The organism is Pseudomonas sp. St386 (assembly GCF_018325865.1).
GTDB classification, from domain to species: domain Bacteria; phylum Pseudomonadota; class Gammaproteobacteria; order Pseudomonadales; family Pseudomonadaceae; genus Aquipseudomonas; species Aquipseudomonas brassicacearum.
On sequence record NZ_AP021900.1, the window covers coordinates 4,232,781 to 4,251,424 of the forward strand.

Here is an 18,644-nt window from a genome sequence, read left to right on the forward strand (position 1 = left end):
TTTCCCCAAGCCAAAAAAAAACGCCCCGAACCAGTCGGGGCGTTTTTTTCAAGGCGTGGCGCAGGCTATCAGTAAGCCTTGCCCGTCTTGTAGAAGTTCTCGAAGCAGAAGTTGGTCGCGTCGATGTAGCCTTCGGCGCCACCGCAGTCGAAACGCTTGCCCTTGAACTTGTAGGCCATGACGCAGCCGTTCTGGGCCTGTTTCATCAGGGCGTCGGTGATCTGGATCTCGCCGCCCTTGCCTGGCTCGGTCTGTTCGATCAGGTCGAAGATATCCGGGGTCAGGATGTAGCGACCGATGATCGCCAGGTTCGACGGTGCGTCTTCAGGTTTTGGTTTTTCAACCATGCTGTGGACGCGGTAGATGTCGTCGCGGATCATTTCGCCGGCAATCACGCCGTACTTGTTGGTTTCCTGCGGATCGACTTCCTGGATCGCCACGATGGAGCAGCGGAACTGCTTGTACAGCTTGACCATCTGGGTCAATACGCCGTCGCCTTCGAGGTTGACGCACAGGTCATCCGCCAGGACCACGGCGAACGGTTCGTCACCGATCAGTGGGCGGCCGGTCAGGATCGCGTGGCCCAGGCCTTTCATTTCGGTCTGGCGAGTGTAGGAGAACGAGCACTCATCCAGCAGTTTGCGGATACCGACCAGGTATTTTTCCTTGTCGGTGCCCTTGATCTGGTTTTCCAGCTCGTAGCTGATGTCGAAATGGTCTTCCAGGGCGCGTTTGCCGCGACCGGTGACGATGGAGATTTCCGTCAGGCCCGCATCGAGGGCTTCTTCGACGCCGTACTGGATCAGTGGCTTGTTCACCACCGGCAGCATTTCTTTGGGCATGGCTTTAGTCGCTGGCAGGAAGCGAGTACCGTAACCGGCTGCTGGGAACAAGCATTTCTTGATCATATAAGTCCTTGAAAAGGCGGTGTGTACGAGTTTCGGCGCAGTCTAATCAGGCAACAGGCACCTTACAATGCCCGCGCTGGCCAACCGGTGCCATCATAGAGAAATAAAAAACGGCGGATAGTTCAATCGCCTTTCGTTTCGATGGCTCCAGCGGACCCACTGTACGCCAGTGAGCGCTGTTTGCGAGCATTTGACGTATCATGGTGCCCTTGATCACGCCAATGAGGCAGCTAGATGTCGGCAACAAGAAACGCAAACGGTTATTCGGTCAGCCAGGGCAAGGACGGCCAGTGGTGGATTATCAACTACCACGGCGAGCAGGTCGCCGGTCCCTTGCCCAGCAAGGCCATGGCGGTGGAAGTGGCCGCGGTATTCCAGGATGAGCGCGCTGCCCCCGCAGTGAAAGAACGCGACACCGCCCCCGCCCGCAGCCCCCGCCGCAAGAAGTAACCAGACGAGCCTCGTAAAAATGCCACGCGGGCATTGAACGAGGCTTGTTTAGCTGTACCGGAGTGGCCATTCGCTATAATCTCGCGCTTGCCCTTCCCTCCTTGATGACGACCCCATGAAGACACTTCTGGCACTGTTTGCAGTCCTGGCCCTGGCGGGCTGTGCCTCAGCCGAAAAAACCTACCTGGACAACGGCGAACAAGGCCTGGCCATCGACTGCTCGGGTGAGGCCAACTCCTGGGCGACGTGCTACGAAAAGGCCGATGCGTCCTGTGCCGGCACCGGCTACCGCATCGTCGGTACCGACGGCACGCCCCAGGCCAAGGAAAGCGAGAAGACCCTGGGCGTCGACGTCGGTAACTTCACCAGCCGCAGTGTCGTGGTGGTCTGCAAGTAATCAAATGTGAATCTCGGCAAACTTGATGCCCAGCCCGCGCAGGGTTTCGATCAGTTCGTCGAGACGGGCAAAGGACTCGACTTCGTCCTGGTCATCCACCAGGAAAAAACTGCGTCCGGCGCTTTTCTTGAAGAACACGATCCATTCGCCCGGGCTCGCCGGGTTCTGAATCACGTGGGTGGCACAGATAAGACCTTCTGCATGGCGCTCGCGCACCTGCTCGCGTTTCATCGACTGACTCCATGAATGACAATGCCGCCAACGTGAACCGTGGCGGCATTTTTTGTCGAGGGCAGTAGTTTATCCGATGCCCGGTCCGCTCGTCAGGCGCGCAATGCGATCAGCCGGAAATGCAGGCGTTGGCCGCATCCTGCACGTCGCCCGGACGCACCGGTACATTGGACATGCTTTCGTGCAGCTTGATGCTGCTGCCGCTGGAGCGCTCGTCAATGTCGAACACCGCCGCCGGCAGGGTCGACAGTTTGCCCGGGACGATCAATCGAACGCCATTCTTGTGTGGCTCCACTTGCAGCGGACCACGGCTTTTGGCCAGTTTGTCGGAAACACACTTGGCATATTCGTGAGGTTTCTTTCCGGAGATGACGCTCATGGTGGGGGGCGTCTGGTTGATGTCCGATACCGATGCACATCCACTCATGGCCAATGCCAACACCCACACGCTGCGCTTCATATGATTCCTCCGATAAAGATCCTCCGACAGTGCAGACGCCGTTTTTCTCCGGTGCCGCACCGCTTTATTTTTCCCGCAACCTGCAATAAATGAACAAAGCCTGGAGCGCGGGCCGGATATTAACACTCGGGGCTGATAAACTGCGCATCATTGCCCCTTGCTATCGTTTTGATTTTGTAGAAAAAGCCCTTCTGGAGGCGCCCATGAAATTCATCCACCAGCGCGAGCACCTGAACGAAGACGACATTGTCGTCATCGAATGCTCCCAAATGTGCAACATCCGTTTGATGAACGACGCCAACTTCCGTAGCTTCAAGAACGGCGGCCGGCACACGTATCACGGCGGCGCGTTCGACACCTTCCCGGCCCGGATCACTGCCCCTAGCACCGGTTTCTGGAACATCACCATCGACACCGTCAACCGCCGTGCAATCAGCGTCACGCGCAAACCGACCCTGACCCACAAGATCAAAATCATCCGGCGTTCCAGCTCGAAACTGAGCTGAGCCTCGCCCACTTTCAAGACAGGCAAAACCGTGTCCCAGACGACCAAATACGTCATCAAGTACAAGCTCAACGACGAACGCCGCTTCGAATTCGCGCAACTGGAAACCGGGACCGAGGAAGAAGCCAGGGCCGCATTGCAAAAGCTGCATGGCCAGACCGACGACGTGATCAGCGACGTCAAGGTCAGCAAAGCGCTGTAACAACTCATCCGACTGTTTTTGTGGGAGGGTTATCCCCATTGTGGGAGCAAGGCTTGCCCGCGATGCAGGCGCCTCGTTCACCCCGACAGAACGCGTTGCCTTCATCGCGGGCAAGCCTTGCTCCCACAGATAATCCTCTCGCCACAGGGTGACGGGTGTGTCAGCTCAGGGTAGGTGAGCGCTCGGCCGTTGACACACCGCAAGATCCGGAGTGTCAGCCGTCAAAGCACTCCCCAGACTGACCAGTCCTTTCTACCAAGGATTGTCATCATGTCCCTACCCTCGCTAATCCAATGCATACACGACCTGGACTGGCCAGCCCTGGAGAACAGCCTCGACCAGGACGGCTGTGCAATCATTCGCAACCTGCTACCGACAACACAATGCCGGCTGCTGAGTGGTCTGTACGCCGAACCCGGGCTTTTTCGTTCGCGGGTGATCATGGCCCGCCATGGATTCGGGCGCGGCGAGTATCAGTATTTTCGCTATCCGCTGCCCGACCTCATCCAGCAGTTGCGCCAGTCGTTGTATCCAGCGTTGGTACCGCTGGCGAACCGCTGGAATGAACACATGGGTATTGAAGTGCGCTACCCCCACGAACACCCTGACTTCATCCGGCGCTGTCACGCCGCCGGGCAATCGCGGCCTACGCCGTTGTTGCTGCAATACGGTCCGCAGGACTACAACTGTCTGCACCAGGATCTGTACGGCGAGCAGGTGTTCCCACTGCAGGTGGCGATCCTGCTGTCGGAACCGGGTCGGGATTTTACCGGCGGCGAGTTTGTCCTCACCGAACAGCGCCCGCGCATGCAATCGCGGCCCCAGGTCATCGATCTGAAACAGGGCGATGCCGTGGTGTTTGCCGTGCACCAGCGGCCCGTCAAAGGCGTTCGCGGTTATTATCGGGTGAACATGCGCCATGGCGTCAGCTGCGTGCACAGCGGCAGGCGGCACACCTTGGGAATCATTTTTCATGATGCGCAGTAATGACACACCGCTCACATTGGACCTGTTCGCCGACCAGGCGCCCACCACGCCTGGCCAGGTCGAGCAGATCGGCCAGCAAGCGTTCGTGCTGCGCGGGTTCGCCCTGCCCTGGCTCGAGCGCTTGCTGCCGGCGCTGGGAAGCGTCTTGCAGGCGGCGCCTTTCCGGCAGATGGTCACGCCCGGTGGCTTTACCATGTCGGTGGCCTTGAGCAGTTGCGGTGCGCTGGGCTGGACCACCGACCGCAGCGGCTATCGCTACACCGCCCACGATCCGCAGACCGGCCACCCCTGGCCCGACATGCCGGCGGTGTTTCGCGAACTGGCCCAGGCCGCCGCCCGGCAGGCGCACTTCGAGCATTTCGAACCCGACGCCTGCCTGATCAACCGCTACGTGCCCGGCGCGCGGATGTCGCTGCACCAGGACAAGAACGAACGCTCCCTCGCCGCCCCCATCGTCTCGATGTCCCTGGGCTTGCCGGCGGTGTTCCAGTTCGGCGGCTTCGAGCGCAGTGACAAAAGCCTGCGCATCCCGTTGTTCCATGGCGACATCGTGGTCTGGGGCGGCGTGGACCGGTTGCGCTACCACGGCGTGTTGCCGCTCAAGGAAGGCCAGCACCCGCGCCTGGGTACCCAGCGGATCAACCTGACGTTTCGCACCGCCGGGTGAAGGTGCAGAATTCAACCGCAAGACCCGGAGTGTCGCCACTGGAATGGCTCGCTATTGTAGGCAAAACGGGCCAATGGACATAACGACCATGAACAGCACTTCGAACAATCTCGCCCCTGAACTGGATCCGCGCTGGGCCGCCGTGCTCGCCCGGGATCCACGCGCCGACGGCACCTTCGTCTATGGCGTGAAAACCACCGGCATCTATTGCCACCCAAGCAGCCTGTCGCGCCTGCCCAACCCGCGCAACGTCGAGTTCTTCGACACGCCGGAACAGGCCCAGGCCGCCGGTTACCGGCCCAGCAAGCGCGTGGCTCGGGACCAGACCCAGATCGCCGCCCAACAAGCGGCACGGGTTGCCGCCGCCTGCCGGCAGATCGAGGCGGCCGAGGAACTGCCTGGCCTGAATGAACTGGCAGAGAGCGCGGGCTTGAGTCCCTTTCATTTTCATCGGGTCTTCAAGGCAGTCACTGGCCTGACCCCCAAGGGTTATGCCGCCGCCCACCGCTCACGCAAGGTACGCGAACGCCTGGCCGATGGCGGCACGATCACCGAGGCGCTGTACGACGCCGGCTTCAACTCCAACAGCCGCTTTTATGAGGCAGCCGACAAGGTGTTGGGCATGAAACCCGCCGACTATCGCGCCGCCGGGCAGAACACCGACATCCGTTTCGCCGTCGGCCAATGCTCCCTCGGGGCGATCCTGGTGGCGCAAAGCGAGCGTGGCGTGTGCGCGATCCTGCTGGGGGACGACCCGGACGCGTTGGTGCGGGACCTGCAAGACAAGTTCCGCCGGGCCAACCTGATCGGCGCCGACCGCGAGTTCGAGCAGTTGATCGCCCAGGTGGTTGGCTTCATCGAAGCACCGGCCCTGGGCCTGGACCTGCCCTTGGACCTGCGCGGCACCGCCTTCCAGGAGCGGGTCTGGCAAGCCTTGCGGGATATTCCCGCCGGCAGCACCGCCAGCTACGCCGAGATCGCCCAGCGCATCGGCATGCCCAAGGCCGTGCGCGCCGTGGCCCAGGCCTGCGGCGCCAACAGCCTGGCGGTGGCGATCCCTTGCCACCGAGTGGTACGCAGCGACGGCAACCTGTCGGGCTATCGCTGGGGTGTGGAGCGCAAGCGTCAGTTGCTGGCGCTGGAGCGCTCGTCCGGGGATTGAATGCCGATGTAGATCGCCACCGAATCGGGGCCGCTGTAGACCTCGAAATCGGTGGTAAAGCGGCGCAGCGTCTGCGGATTATCCGCGAAGTACGCCCAGATCAGGCCCCAGGTCTGAATCACGCAGTCGGGCATCGGCCCCTTGGCCGCAAACATCAGGTAATCCCCGCCCTCGATGTCCACGGCGGGGTAGCCTGCGCTGGTCGCATCCACTTGCACCCCGGCCGTCACATCGAAGTGGCCGGTGGCGTCGGACTCGTAATTGGAATACACCCCGTAGACGAACGACTCCGACTGCCGGGCCGGGATCGTGTCAAACAGCCCTTCGTTGAAGAACTGCTGCCACATCGGGCCGATCCGGGCGGTGTCGGGCTGCTGCTCGTCGGTGTTGCGGGTGCGCACCTGCAAACCGGCCACGATGAAGGGTTCGACGGTCTTGAGTTTCACGTCCATGGGTCGGGCTCCTTGATGTATGAAGCCCGCATGGTAACCCTCCCGTCGTCGGGATCAAGTTGCAACGCTCGATTGAAAAACTCGACTGGCCCTCGCCGGCCCACACCTGCTAAAACCGCTGTTTCCTTCTGCCGTCGGAGACCCGCACATGAGCCAGTGGCCAGACACTCGCATTCTTGACCTGCTCGGTATCGAGCTGCCCATCATCCAGGGGCCGCTGGCCGGGGTGACCGGGCCGGCCATGGTGGTCGCGACGTGCAATGCCGGCGGGCTGGGTTCAATGCCGGCGGCGATGCTCGATGTCGAGCAACTGCGCCAGGCGCTGACGACCATCGGCGAGCAGACCGACAAACCGTTCAATGTGAATTTTTTCTGTCACCAGCCGCCGGCCTTTGACGAACAGCGAGCCGAGGCCTGGAAGCAACGGCTCAAGCCGTATTATCAGGAACTGGGCGTCGACTTCGACGCGCCGACCCCGGTGTCCAACCGCACGCCGTTCGACGATGCCGCCTGCCGGGTGCTGGAAGAGATGCGTCCCAAAGTTGTCAGTTTCCATTTCGGCCTGCCGGAAAAATCCTTGCTGGATCGGGTGAAGGCCACTGGCGCGAAAATCCTTTCCTCGGCCACCACCGTCGAGGAAGCCATCTGGCTTGAACAGCATGGTTGCGACGCGATCATTGCCATGGGTTACGAAGCCGGTGGTCATCGCGGAATGTTCCTCAGCGACGACCTCAACACCCAAGTCGGGCTGTTTGCCTTGCTGCCGCAGGTGGTGGATGCAGTGAAGGTGCCGGTGATCGCTGCCGGCGGCATTGGCGATGCGCGGGGAATCGTCGCGGCATTCGCCCTGGGTGCCTCGGCGGTGCAACTGGGCAGCGCCTACCTGTTCACCCCCGAGGCGAAGATCAGCGCGTCGCATCACCGGGCGTTGCGCACGGCCAAGGAAAGCCAGACGGCTGTTACCAACCTGTTCACTGGTCGCCCGGCCCGAGGCATCGTCAACCGGGTGATGCGCGAAGTGGGCCCGATGAGCCCACTGGCCCCGGCTTTTCCCTTGGCGGGTGGTGCATTGATGCCGTTGCGCGCCAAGGGTGAAGCAGACTTCAGTAACCTCTGGGCCGGCCAGGCCTTCCCTCTGGGCCGCGAGCTGTCGACGGCCGAGCTGACTCGGCGGCTGGCCGAGGAGGCGTTGGCCCGGCTCCACAGGGCGGATGCCTGATCGAACGCCATCGCGAGCAAGCTCGCTCCCACAGGGGATTGGGGGCAACCGGCACATCCAGGCACACCACCGGACCTGTGGGAGCCGAGCTTGCTCGCGATGGCGGTAGCACATTCAAAATGGATGCAAGCTGACCCACCGTCTTCGCGAGCAAGCCCGCTCCCACAGGGGATTGGGGGACAACCGGCACATCCGGGTACACCACCGGACCTGTGGGAGCCGAGCTTGCTCGCGATGGCGGTAGCACATTCAAAATGGATGCTAGCTGACCCACCGTCTTCGCGAGCAGGCTCGCTCCCACAGGGGATTGGGGGACAACCGGCACATCCGGGTACACCACCGGACCTGTGGGAGCCGAGCTTGCTCGCGATGGCGGTAGCACATTCAAAATGGATGCTAGCTGACCCACCGTCTTCGCGAGCAAGCTTGGCTCCCACAGGGGATTGGGGGCAACCGGCACATCCAGGCACATCATCGGACCTGTGGGAGCTGAGCTTGCTCGCGATGGCGGTAGCACATTCAAAATGGATGCTAGCTGACCCACCGTCTTCGCGAGCAGGCTCGCTCCCACAGGGGATTGGGGGCAACCGGCACATCCGGGTACACCACCGGACCTGTGGGAGCTGAGCTTGCTCGCGATGGCGGTAGCACATTCAAAATGGATGCTAGCTGACCCACCGTCTTCGCGAGCAAGCTTTGGCTCCCACACCCTTGCATCTCACTCCCCGGGCGAAATGCCGCGTTCCGTTTGTCGGTCATTCGCTATATATTCCGGTATATAGCGAACCTGACCCCACGGAGCCTCACCCATGCCTCTCACCCGCTTCGCGCCGTTGCTGCTGACCACGTTCTTTGCCATTGGCGCCGCCCAGGCCGCTGAGGTGCAGGTGGCAGTCGCTTCCAATTTCACCGCGCCGATCCAGGCCATCGCCGCCGACTTCGAAAAAGACACCGGACACAAACTGGTGGCGGCTTACGGGGCCACCGGGCAGTTCTACACCCAGATCAAGAACGGCGCGCCATTCGAAGTCTTCCTCGCCGCCGACGACACCACCCCGGCCAAGCTCGAAAGCGAAGGTGACACCGTCAAGGGCTCGCGCTTCACCTACGCGGTCGGTACCCTGGCGCTGTGGTCGGCCAAGGACGGTTATGTCGACAGCCAGGGCCAGGTGCTCAAGCACAACGATTTCCAACACCTGTCCATCGCCAACCCGAAAGCCGCGCCCTACGGCCTGGCCGCGACCCAGGTGCTGGACAAGCTCGGCTTGACCGCGCAGGTGAAAAGCAAGCTCGTCGAAGGCCAGAACATCACCCAGGCCTATCAGTTCGTCTCCACCGGTAACGCCGAACTCGGCTTCGTCGCCTTGTCCCAGGTGTACAAGGACGGCAAAGTGACGGGCGGCTCGGCATGGATCGTCCCGGCCGAACTGCACGACCCGATCAAACAGGACGCGGTGATCCTCAACAAGGGCCGGGACAACCCCGCTGCCGTGGCCCTGGTGGATTACCTCAAGGGCCCGAAAGCCGCCGCCATCATCCAAACCTACGGTTACCAACGCTAAATGCCACTGACCAGCGCCGACTATGCCGCCATCTGGCTGACCCTGAAACTGGCGTCATTGACCACGGTGATCCTGCTGCTCATCGGCACGCCCATCGCATTGTGGCTGTCGCGCACCCGCTCCTGGCTGCGCGGGCCGGTGGGTGCGGTGGTCGCGTTGCCGTTGGTGCTGCCGCCCACGGTGATCGGCTTCTACCTGTTGCTGGCGTTGGGGCCGAACGGCTGGATCGGCCAGCTCACCCAAGCTCTCGGGCTAGGCACCCTCACCTTCAGTTTCACCGGGTTGGTAATCGGCTCGGTGATCTATTCCATGCCGTTTGTGGTGCAGCCGTTGCAGAACGCCTTTGCCGCCATCGGCAGTCGCCCGCTGGAAGTCGCCGCCACCCTGCGAGCCGGGCCTTGGGATACGTTTTTCAGCGTCATCCTGCCCCTGGCCCGCCCCGGCTTCATCACTGCGGCGATTCTTGGCTTTGCCCACACCGTCGGCGAATTCGGCGTGGTGCTGATGATCGGCGGCAACATCCCGGAGAAAACCCGGGTGGTGTCAGTGCAGATCTACGACCATGTCGAAGCCTTGGAATACGCCCAGGCCCACTGGCTCGCGGCGGCAATGCTGGTGTTTTCATTCCTGGTGCTGCTGGCGCTGTACTCCAGCCGCCGAACCCGTGCCGGTTGGAGCTGATCGATGATTCACGCGCGTTTGCAGCTCGACCACGGGGCTTTTTCCCTGGACCTGGATGTGCAACTGCCCGGCCGTGGCGTGACCGCTCTGTATGGGCCGTCCGGTTCCGGCAAAACCACCTGCCTGCGTTGCATCGCCGGGTTGGAGCGGCCGGCCCGGGGTTTTATCGAGGTCAACGGCCAAGTCTGGCAAGACAGTGAGCACGCTGTGTTCGTGCCGCCCCATAAACGGTCGGTGGGGTATGTGTTCCAGGAGGCGAGCCTGTTCGCCCATCTGTCGGTGCGGGCCAACCTGGCGTTCGGCCTCAAGCGCATCGCGCCGGCACAACGGCGGGTGGACATGCAACAGGCGACCGAACTGCTGGGCATCGGGCACTTGCTCGATCGGCAGCCGCACAACCTGTCCGGCGGCGAGCGCCAGCGGGTGGGTATCGCCCGCGCCTTGCTGACCAGCCCGCAACTGCTGTTGATGGATGAGCCGCTGGCGGCCCTCGATAGCCGGCGCAAAAACGAAATCCTGCCGTACCTGCAACGGCTCCACGATGAGCTGGACATCCCGGTGCTGTATGTCAGCCATTCCCAGGATGAAGTGGCGCGCCTGGCCGATCACATCGTGCTGCTCGACGGCGGTCGCGCGCTGGCCAGTGGGCCGATCGGCGAAACCCTGGCCCGGCTCGACCTGCCATTGGCCCTGGGGGATGATGCAGGCGTGGTGATCGAGGGCAAGGTCAGCGGGTACGACCCGGCTTATCAATTGCTGACCCTGAATCTGCCCGACAGCCAACTGAACGTACGCGTGGCCCACACCTCCCTGGCCCTCGGCCAGCCGCTGCGCTTCAAGGTCCAGGCCCGGGACGTCAGCCTCAGCCTGGCGAACGATGCCCAGACCAGCATCCTCAATCGCCTGCCAGTCACCGTGGTCAGCGAACAGGCCGCCGACAACGCCGCCCACGTGCTGATCCGCCTGGAAGCCGCCGGCACCCCGCTGCTGGCGCGTATCACCCGCTATTCGCGCGATCAGCTGAAATTGCATCCAGGGCAGGTGTTGTGGGCGCAGATCAAGGCGGTGGCGGTGTTGGCGTAGGGTCCGAAACCAGCGGATCACACTGTGGGAGCTTGTGGGAGCAAGGCTTGCCCGCGATGCAAGCACCTCGGTGTAGCTGATAGACCGAGGCGATGCTATCGCGGGCAAGCCTTGCTCCCACAGGTTTGCTCCTGCTGGTTTGCTCCTGCTGGTTTACTCCTGCTGGTTTGCTCCCACAGGTTTTGCGGCAACCTTAGAATCTTGGCACGACGGCAACAGCCTGCGGTCAATGAATTCACAGGCCACCGGATTCGCTGCCAAGGACTCTTTTCATGCCCGATACCCTGCCGCCGGATGCACTGCCGGCCGACCTGCATTATGTCGATGACACGGCCCCGGGCATCACCCGTAAAAAGCAGCGGGGCAAATTCTGTTATTTCGACCCGCAGGGCCAGCGCATCACCGACGCAGCCGAGATTCAGCGCATCAATGCCCTGGCGGTGCCGCCGGCCTACACCGATGTCTGGATCTGCACCGACCCGCGCGGCCATCTCCAGGCCACCGGGCGCGATGCCCGCGGGCGCAAGCAGTACCGCTACCATGCGCGCTGGCGTGAGGTCCGTGATGCGGACAAGTACTCGCGCATGCTGGAATTCGGACGGGCCCTGCCGCGCTTGCGCAAACGCCTGGAGGAAATCCTCGCCACGCCGGGGTTCAGCCGCGACAAAGTCATGGCCACGGTCATCACCCTGCTGGACGTGACCCTGATCCGCGTCGGCAACAGCCAATACGCCCGGGACAATCGCTCCTACGGCCTGACGACCCTGCGCGACAAACATGTCGAGATCAACGGCAGCGCCATCGCCTTCCAGTTCCGTGGCAAGAGCGGCATCGAGCACCAGATCACCGTAAAGGATCGGCGCCTGGCGCGGATCATCAAGCGTTGCCAGGAGATCCCCGGGCAGAACCTGTTCCAGTACCTGGACGAACACGGCGAGCGCCACGCCATCAGTTCTTCGGACATCAACGCCTACCTCAAGACCCTCACTGGCGCTGACTTCACCGCCAAGGACTACCGCACCTGGGCCGGCAGCGCAGCCGCTCTGGCCGGGTTGCGGACGCTGCGCTGGGAAACCGAGAGCGAGGCCAAAAGACACGTCGCCGAGATGGTCAGGCAAGTCGCCCGACAGCTGGGCAACACGCCGACCGTCTGTCGCAAGTGCTACATTCATCCTGCGGTGGTGGAAGGTTTCCTGCTCGGTGCCCTGACCCAGTTGCCCAAACCCCGGGCACGCAAAGGCCTCAGCGAAGAAGAAGCCGGGCTGACGCTGTTTCTGCAGCGCATGACGCAAGCCGCCCAGAAATGCGAACAGCAGCAACCGGCTTGATGCGCTCACCAGCAGCCAGCCACGGATGAGGAACATCCGCAGACCGCTGGACTCCCAACTGTACGGCACAGCCGATCCGCAGGCACTTCAAAAAGGGTGAAGTCGACAGGAGTTTCAGATGTCCGAACACATTGTCCATTTTCATTGCCAGATCGATCAGGGAACCACCGAACGCTTTCGCGATAACTGCCTGGAGGCCATTGAGAAAGGCGCCGACTCGCTGATGCTCAATCTCTCCACAGTCGGTGGCAGTACCAACTTCGGTTTCACCCTCTACACCTTCATCAAGTCCCTTCCGGTACCGGTACGTGCGGTGAACGCCGGCAACATCGAGTCGATGGGCATCGTCATGTACCTGGCCGCCAGCGACCGCACCACCACCCCGCATTCGCGTTTCCTGATTCATCCGATGAACTGGTATTTCGGCCAGAAATCCGTGGACCACTCACGCTTGCGCGAGTACCTGTCCAGCCTGGACAACGACGTGGCGCGCTACGTGGAAATCTACGTCAAGGAAACCGCTGGCGCGGCGACGCAGTTGGATATCTTCAAATGCCTGTGCGCCGAAGAGCGGGTGATCCCGGCGGAAAACTCCCTGGCTTTCGGCATTGCCCATCGGGTCGAGCAAGTGATTTTCCCCACGGATGCCAAGCATTGGAAAGTCAGCGGTGGCGAGGATTAGAAGTGAAGACTGAGGGCTGACCATTCGTCGCCAGCAAGCGGTTTTTTTTAAACTTCCCTCAGCCATTTTCTTTCCCAACTAATGCGAGGCACGTTGCTCGCTCAACCAAAATGAGGATTCTCGAAATGGCCAGTAGCGGAAACAAAAACCCAGGCAACTTCGCCAATGATCGTGAAAAAGCATCGGAAGCCGGCAAGAAAGGCGGACAAGCGTCGGGCGGCAACGTTGCCAACGATCGGCAAAAAGGCACTGGAGCCGGTAACAAAGGTAGCGAACGCAACCAAGGCGGCGGCAGAAAATCGTAACCACCCAAATCGTTGGGGCGCAGACGTACTGCGCCCCGGCGCTATCCGCTCTTCCCCTCGCCACAAATACGAAATTCCATATATTCGATTGTCCGCATATACTCCGGCGCAGCCCAACCTTGCGCTTATCGGAGCCGATCGATGAAAGTCCTCTTCATGTGCACAGCCAACAGTTGCCGCAGCATTCTCAGCGAAGCGATGTTCAACCATCTGGCCCCAGCCGGGTTCGAGGCCGTCAGCGCCGGCAGTTTCCCCAAGGGCCACGTGCTCCCGCGCAGCCTGAGCACCTTGCAAGAAGCCGGTATCAGCGTCCAAGGCTTGCGCAGCAAGGGTTACGACGCGCTCGAGGGCAGCCCGCCGGACATCGTCATCACCGTGTGCGACAGCGCCGCTCGCGATGCTTGCCCGGTGTACTTCGGCCCCGCCATCAAGGCCCACTGGGGCCTGGTCGATCCATCGACCGTCAGAGGCAACGACGATCAGATCGGCCAAGCCTTCCATTCCACCCTGGATCGTATCGAAACCCGCTGCCGGGCGTTTTTCGCCCTGCCCTTCGACCAGCTCGATGCCCAGGCCCTGAAAGCCGAGCTCGACCGCATCGGCACCCTCTGACCGATCAACCTGCGCGATAGGCCTGCTTCACCGTCTCGATCCAGCTCGGGTCCAGACGCGATTGTTCGGGGTCCAGGCCCAGCGCCTGCATCTTCGCCAGGTGCGCCTCGGCCTCTCGCGCCAGGGAGCCCTGGGCGCTGGAGTTGGCGTCCAGCTGATGCATCTGGGCCAGTCCCAGGTGATAGAAGCGCAGCAGTTTCATGGCGGTGGGGTCCTGGGCCTGCACCCCGGCGGTCACCTGGTGCATCACGTTGGTGATTTTCATCAGACTGCGCTTGAGCTGCCAACCGTACACGGCGGCGGCCATCCACGGCTGCGACCAGAAATACAGGCGCATCAGCGCAGCCATCGCCAGCACCGCGACAATCACCCCGCCGAGATTGAAACGAAAGTTATCGCCTCCGGGCGTGCCCAGCAGCATCACGGCCAGGCTGGATAGCAGCATCGCCAGGGCCAGGAACACCACCGCGATGATCAGGGTGCTGCGGCGAGTCTGCTTGCGGTACGTGTCGCCATCCCACGGTTTGATCTCGAACATCGCGGTGCAATTTCCTTGTACGGCATCAAAAGAGTCACGCATTATCGCCTGCCCGGTCGATTTAGCTATGCTGGAGCTCATTTTGTAGCGCAACCGACTCGCCGGGTCCGGACCAAAGTCCATGGCGATAGCGCAAGGATCGTGCGATCTTTCTGCGTGGACGTTTTTTTCAAGATGCCGTCGTTGTGTGCATGGCATCGTTTTCAAGGAAAGCTGAATGACTCAAAGACATGTAATCAACGCCTCGGTAAGCCCCAAGGGCAGCCTGGAGACCTTGTCCCAGCGCGAAGTCCAGCAACTGAGCGAAGCCGGTTCCGGCAGTATCTATACCCTCTTCCGCCAGTGCGCCCTGGCCATCCTCAACACCGGCGCCCATGTTGATAACGCCAAGACCATCCTGGAAGCCTACAAGGACTTCGAGATCCGTATTCACCAGCAGGACCGGGGCGTGCGCCTGGAGCTGCTGAACGCGCCGGCCGACGCCTTCGTCGACGGCGAAATGATCGCCAGCACCCGGGAAATGCTGTTCAGCGCCCTGCGCGACATCGTCTACACCGAGAACGAGCTGGACAGCCAGCGCATCGACCTCAGCTCGTCCCAGGGCATCAGCGACTACGTGTTCCATCTGCTGCGCAACGCCCGCACCTTGCGTCCAGGCGTGGAGCCGAAAATCGTCGTGTGCTGGGGCGGTCACTCGATCAACACCGAAGAATACAAATACACCAAGAAGGTCGGCCACGAACTGGGCCTGCGCAGCCTGGACATCTGCACCGGTTGCGGCCCTGGCGTGATGAAAGGCCCGATGAAAGGCGCCACCATTGCCCATGCCAAGCAGCGTATCCATGGCGGTCGCTACCTGGGCCTGACGGAACCGGGCATCATCGCCGCCGAGGCGCCGAACCCGATCGTCAATGAGCTGGTGATCCTGCCGGACATCGAGAAACGCCTCGAGGCTTTCGTGCGTGTCGGTCACGGCATCATCATCTTCCCGGGCGGCGCCGGTACGGCGGAAGAGTTCCTGTACCTGCTGGGGATCCTGATGCACCCGGCCAACCAGGACCTGCCGTTCCCGGTGGTTCTCACCGGGCCGAAAAGCGCCGCGCCGTACCTCGATCAGTTGCATGCGTTTGTCGGTGCAACCCTGGGTGAGGAGGCGCAGAAGCACTATCAGATCATCATCGACGACCCGGCCGAAGTGGCACGGCAGATGACCCAAGGGCTCAAGGAGGTCAAGCAGTTCCGCCGCGAGCGCAACGACGCCTTCCACTTCAACTGGCTGCTGAAGATCGACGAGGGCTTCCAGCGCCCGTTCGACCCGACCCACGCCAACATGGCCAGCCTGGGCCTGAGCCGCGACCTGCCCGCCCACGAACTGGCCGCCAATCTGCGCCGGGCGTTCTCGGGGATCGTGGCCGGTAACGTCAAGGACAAGGGCATCCGCCTGATCGAAGAACACGGCCCGTACGAAATCCACGGCGACGCCGCCATCATGGAACCCCTCGACCGCCTGCTCCAGGCCTTCGTCGCCCAGCACCGCATGAAACTGCCGGGCGGCGCGGCGTATGTGCCGTGCTATCGCGTGGTGACCTGACCGGTTCAAAGACCACAGCAGATCCAATGTGGGAGCAAAGCTTGCTCGCGATAGCGGTTTAAAGGCCCAACAGAGATATTGCCTGTGATGAGGCTATCGCGAGCAAGCTTTGCTCCCACAGGCGCGCTCCCACAGGGGATTGTGTGATTACTGAATCCGCATCAGCCCGGCTTCATCCACCTCAATACCAAGCCCAAGGTAATCCTTGATCTGCGGATGAAGGGTGACCACCGGGTGCGTATGCGTCGCCGTTACCACCAGCACATCCGCCTCGGCCGCCTCGCCTGCCCGGATGCCCGCCTCGGCGTCTTCAAAGACCAGGCATTCTTGCGGTGCCACTTGCAAGCGTTCGGCCGCCAGGCGATAGCAGGCTGGGTTGGGCTTGCCATCGCTGACGTCTTCGGCCGTGACCATGACCAAAGGACGTGGAATTCCGGCGGCTTCCATACGGCGCAAGGCCAATGCCATCGGCGCTGAGGTGACGATTGCCCAGCGCTCTGGCGGCAGGCTGTTCAGAAAGGCCTGCGCACCGGGCACCTGCACCACCCCTTCGACGTCTTCGATTTCCTCCCGGGTAATCTGCTCGGCCCCGGCCTGGGCATCCACCCCTGGCAGGTGCTGGCGGGCGATGGTGTCGATGGCGCGCACGCCATGGATCGTCGGCAGGAACGTCGCCACGTCCACGCCATGACGCACGGCCCAGCGCGTCCAGATCCGCTCGGCGGCGGCGATGGAGTTGAGCAATGTGCCGTCCATGTCGAACAGGAAGGCGCGATAGGCAATGTGGGTGGGGAGACTGGCAGACATCGGATCCTCGGTGGCGGCGTGGCGGGTGATGGCCACTGTAACATCGCCAGAACCCAATCCTCTGTGGAGGCGAGCCTGTGGGAGCAAAGCTTGCTCGCGATAGCGGTTTTAAAGCCAACAGGGGCGTTGTATGTGATGAGGTCATCGCGAGCAAGCTTTGCTCCCACAGGCTGACCCACTGCTGACCCAAAGGGGATTTGTGTTGTGTCAGAAAGCTCTGTTCTACACCAACCGCTCGATCGGCTGATGCTGCCACACCCGTTTGTAGTACAGCGTCTGCAACAGCAGCATACTCAAGTAGGCCACCGGGAACGCCATCCACACCCCTTGCAGCCCGAAGTGAGCGTCCAGCAGATACGCCGCTGGCACTTGCACGGCGACGATGCAGAAGATCGAGATGGCGACCGGCACCAGCACCGTGCCGCTGGCGCGCATGATGCCGCCGACGATCGCCTGGAAGCCGAACACCAACAGGCTCCAGAGCATGATGTGCAGCAGGTGTTCGGCCTGGACCCGTGCCGCCGGGTCGGTGATGAACAACCCCAGCAGCCAGTGGGACAACAGATAGCCCAGGACCACCAGCCCACCCGTAAGCCAGAGGTTGATCAACAGCCCCGTGCGCAGGATCGGCCCCAGGCGCTCCAGGCGTCCGGCACCGATGGCCTGGGCGCCGAGGATCGAGGCGGTGATGGCGATCGACAGCGCCGGAAACTGCACGTAGTTGACGATCTGCGTCACCGCGCCATAGGCCGCCGTGGCCTGGGAGCCATGGCTATTGACCAGCGTCAGGATGACCAACTCCGACAACGAGATCACCACCATCTGCAACCCTGTGGGCAAGCCAATGCGCAGCACTTTGCCAAGGATCTCCGTGTCCAGGCGCATCGCCGCGAACAACGCCCGGTCCGGTGCCAGGGCATGCTCGCGACGGTTCAGGCGCCATGCCAGCATGGCCATGGCCGAGGCCGTCCCCACCAACCCCGCCAGCGCCGCGCTCTGGATGCCCATCGGCGGCAACCCCAGCCAACCACGAATCAATACGGGCGTAAGCAGCAGCCCGACACTGGTGGAGATCAGCAGCGCCAGCATCGGTGAGACCGTATCGCTCACCCCGCGCAGCAGTTGAGTGAACAGCACAAATACCAACAACATCGGCAGGATCCACATCATGACCCGGGCATAGGAAACGGCATCCTCCAGCACATCGGCCGGCGTGCCGAGCCCCTGCAACGCCTGACGCGCAAAAACACTGCCGAGCACCGCCGCCGTCAGGCCGATGATCGCCCCCAGCAACAACGTCGAACCGGCAATCGCCTTCACCGTGCCGGTTTCTCCGGCACCGTAGGCCTGCCCGATCAACACTCCCGCCCCCGCGCCGAGGCCAATCACCAATGCGATAAAGAAAAACACGATGGGAAACATGCCCGACACCGCCGCCAAGGCCTGGGTACCGAGCATCTGGCCGATGTAGATGCTATTGAACGTGCCAGACATGGACTGCAGGAAGTTGGACAGGACCATGGGGGCCAGGAACAGAAGATAGGTTTTCCAGAGGGGCTGGGTGGGCATGGGGGCTCTGATGGCAGGTTCGAAATCCAATGCGGGGTAATTTAGCGCAATCCATTCAGTCTGTTTCAGAAGAATCAACCGGAGAGCACTCTTGAGGGTTCTATGTTGTGGCTTATACCTTCGTCGGGTGCATTCGACATTTCACAGACAGCGTCTAATCTGAAGTAGCACAGTGCCACGTACTGTGTAGGCCAATGCCTATGCAATACCGGTATCGGACAGCCGGTCTTAAAGTCCGAGTAGAGG

At 61.9% G+C, this 18,644-nt stretch carries 23 protein-coding genes; 16 read left to right on the forward strand and 7 right to left on the reverse strand.

All coding sequences use genetic code 11. The annotated features are described in order from the left end of the window. Positions 1–68: 68 nt before the first annotated feature. Positions 69–908, reverse strand: coding sequence for a UTP--glucose-1-phosphate uridylyltransferase GalU (gene galU, locus KI235_RS18460; protein WP_003182953.1), 840 nt, complete (start codon positions 906–908; stop codon positions 69–71). A 234-nt stretch (positions 909–1,142) separates the two neighbouring features. Here galU and KI235_RS18465 point away from each other — a divergent pair, with 234 nt between their 5' ends. Together KI235_RS18465 and KI235_RS18470 are read left to right on the forward strand one after the other, a co-directional pair. Then, positions 1,143–1,358 carry a hypothetical protein gene (locus KI235_RS18465; RefSeq protein WP_003203002.1) on the forward strand — a complete coding sequence of 72 codons (216 nt, stop codon included), beginning with the start codon at positions 1,143–1,145 and terminating at the stop codon, positions 1,356–1,358. A 115-nt stretch (positions 1,359–1,473) separates the two neighbouring features. Further along, the gene (locus KI235_RS18470; protein ID WP_003203004.1) at positions 1,474–1,755 is read left to right on the forward strand and encodes a hypothetical protein; all 282 of its coding nucleotides are present in this window, start codon (positions 1,474–1,476) and stop codon (positions 1,753–1,755) included. On the opposite strand, the gene KI235_RS18475 is transcribed toward KI235_RS18470, so the two are convergent. Both KI235_RS18475 and KI235_RS18480 read right to left on the reverse strand, forming a co-directional pair. Continuing rightward, a complete protein-coding gene (locus tag KI235_RS18475; protein ID WP_003203005.1) occupies positions 1,756–1,986 on the reverse strand; it encodes a hypothetical protein in 231 nt (76 codons plus the stop codon). A 109-nt stretch (positions 1,987–2,095) separates the two neighbouring features. Then, positions 2,096–2,446: a hypothetical protein gene (locus tag KI235_RS18480; protein WP_003203007.1), complete on the reverse strand. Its 351-nt coding sequence runs from the start codon at positions 2,444–2,446 to the stop codon at positions 2,096–2,098. A gap of 203 nt (positions 2,447–2,649) precedes the next feature. Here KI235_RS18480 and KI235_RS18485 point away from each other — a divergent pair, with 203 nt between their 5' ends. The 5 genes from KI235_RS18485 (at position 2,650) to ada (ending at position 5,969) form a co-directional block, all read left to right on the forward strand. After that, positions 2,650–2,952: a DUF1883 domain-containing protein gene (locus KI235_RS18485; protein ID WP_003182962.1), complete on the forward strand. Its 303-nt coding sequence runs from the start codon at positions 2,650–2,652 to the stop codon at positions 2,950–2,952. Between the two features lie 30 nt (positions 2,953–2,982). Beyond that, on the forward strand, positions 2,983–3,153 hold the full coding sequence (locus KI235_RS18490; RefSeq protein WP_003203009.1) for a hypothetical protein: 171 nt from the start codon (positions 2,983–2,985) through the stop codon (positions 3,151–3,153). Positions 3,154–3,423: 270 nt separating this feature from the next. After that, a complete protein-coding gene (locus KI235_RS18495; protein ID WP_003203010.1) occupies positions 3,424–4,140 on the forward strand; it encodes a 2OG-Fe(II) oxygenase in 717 nt (238 codons plus the stop codon). Then, positions 4,127–4,807, forward strand: coding sequence for a DNA oxidative demethylase AlkB (gene alkB / locus KI235_RS18500; RefSeq protein ID WP_212795221.1), 681 nt, complete (start codon positions 4,127–4,129; stop codon positions 4,805–4,807). Before KI235_RS18495 ends, alkB begins: the two co-directional genes overlap by 14 nt. Positions 4,808–4,895: 88 nt before the next feature. Further along, a complete protein-coding gene (gene ada, locus KI235_RS18505; protein ID WP_003203015.1) occupies positions 4,896–5,969 on the forward strand; it encodes a bifunctional DNA-binding transcriptional regulator/O6-methylguanine-DNA methyltransferase Ada in 1,074 nt (357 codons plus the stop codon). On the opposite strand, the gene KI235_RS18510 is transcribed toward ada, so the two are convergent. Beyond that, positions 5,933–6,421 (reverse strand): GyrI-like domain-containing protein, encoded by a 489-nt coding sequence (locus tag KI235_RS18510; RefSeq protein ID WP_013693620.1) that lies wholly within the window; start codon positions 6,419–6,421, stop codon positions 5,933–5,935. The genes ada and KI235_RS18510 overlap by 37 nt on opposite strands. A 148-nt stretch (positions 6,422–6,569) precedes the next feature. Between KI235_RS18510 and KI235_RS18515 the strand changes: the two genes are divergently transcribed. From KI235_RS18515 to KI235_RS18550, 8 genes are all read left to right on the forward strand, one after another. Beyond that, positions 6,570–7,640, forward strand: a complete 1,071-nt coding sequence (locus tag KI235_RS18515) for a nitronate monooxygenase family protein (protein ID WP_123350748.1) — start codon at positions 6,570–6,572, stop codon at positions 7,638–7,640. Positions 7,641–8,449: 809 nt separating this feature from the next. Beyond that, positions 8,450–9,202, forward strand: a complete 753-nt coding sequence (gene modA / locus KI235_RS18520) for a molybdate ABC transporter substrate-binding protein (RefSeq protein ID WP_003203021.1) — start codon at positions 8,450–8,452, stop codon at positions 9,200–9,202. Then, complete coding sequence (modB, locus tag KI235_RS18525) at positions 9,203–9,883, forward strand: molybdate ABC transporter permease subunit (RefSeq protein ID WP_003203023.1); 681 nt, start codon at positions 9,203–9,205, stop codon at positions 9,881–9,883. 3 nt (positions 9,884–9,886) lie between these two features. Continuing rightward, the gene (modC, locus tag KI235_RS18530) at positions 9,887–10,966 is read left to right on the forward strand and encodes a molybdenum ABC transporter ATP-binding protein (RefSeq protein WP_003203025.1); all 1,080 of its coding nucleotides are present in this window, start codon (positions 9,887–9,889) and stop codon (positions 10,964–10,966) included. Between the two features lie 272 nt (positions 10,967–11,238). Next, the gene (locus tag KI235_RS18535; RefSeq protein ID WP_003203027.1) at positions 11,239–12,294 is read left to right on the forward strand and encodes a DNA topoisomerase IB; all 1,056 of its coding nucleotides are present in this window, start codon (positions 11,239–11,241) and stop codon (positions 12,292–12,294) included. A 118-nt stretch (positions 12,295–12,412) separates the two neighbouring features. Further along, entirely contained in the window at positions 12,413–12,976 is a 564-nt protein-coding gene (locus tag KI235_RS18540; RefSeq protein ID WP_003203029.1) for an ATP-dependent Clp protease proteolytic subunit, read from the forward strand. A gap of 125 nt (positions 12,977–13,101) precedes the next feature. Then, positions 13,102–13,281, forward strand: coding sequence for a general stress protein (locus tag KI235_RS18545; RefSeq protein ID WP_053162905.1), 180 nt, complete (start codon positions 13,102–13,104; stop codon positions 13,279–13,281). Positions 13,282–13,422: 141 nt separating this feature from the next. After that, a complete protein-coding gene (locus KI235_RS18550) occupies positions 13,423–13,893 on the forward strand; it encodes an arsenate reductase ArsC (RefSeq protein WP_013693623.1) in 471 nt (156 codons plus the stop codon). 4 nt (positions 13,894–13,897) lie between these two features. On the opposite strand, the gene KI235_RS18555 is transcribed toward KI235_RS18550, so the two are convergent. Further along, positions 13,898–14,431 (reverse strand): DUF3087 family protein, encoded by a 534-nt coding sequence (locus KI235_RS18555; RefSeq protein WP_003203035.1) that lies wholly within the window; start codon positions 14,429–14,431, stop codon positions 13,898–13,900. A 217-nt stretch (positions 14,432–14,648) separates the two neighbouring features. Here KI235_RS18555 and ppnN point away from each other — a divergent pair, with 217 nt between their 5' ends. Continuing rightward, positions 14,649–16,022, forward strand: a complete 1,374-nt coding sequence (gene ppnN, locus KI235_RS18560; protein WP_003203037.1) for a nucleotide 5'-monophosphate nucleosidase PpnN — start codon at positions 14,649–14,651, stop codon at positions 16,020–16,022. A gap of 147 nt (positions 16,023–16,169) precedes the next feature. Here the strand turns inward: ppnN and KI235_RS18565 are convergent, their stop codons facing one another. Beyond that, positions 16,170–16,829, reverse strand: coding sequence for an HAD family hydrolase (locus KI235_RS18565; protein WP_003203038.1), 660 nt, complete (start codon positions 16,827–16,829; stop codon positions 16,170–16,172). 222 nt (positions 16,830–17,051) lie between these two features. Next, positions 17,052–18,398, reverse strand: coding sequence for an MATE family efflux transporter (locus KI235_RS18570; protein ID WP_003203040.1), 1,347 nt, complete (start codon positions 18,396–18,398; stop codon positions 17,052–17,054). Positions 18,399–18,644: the final 246 nt, after the last annotated feature.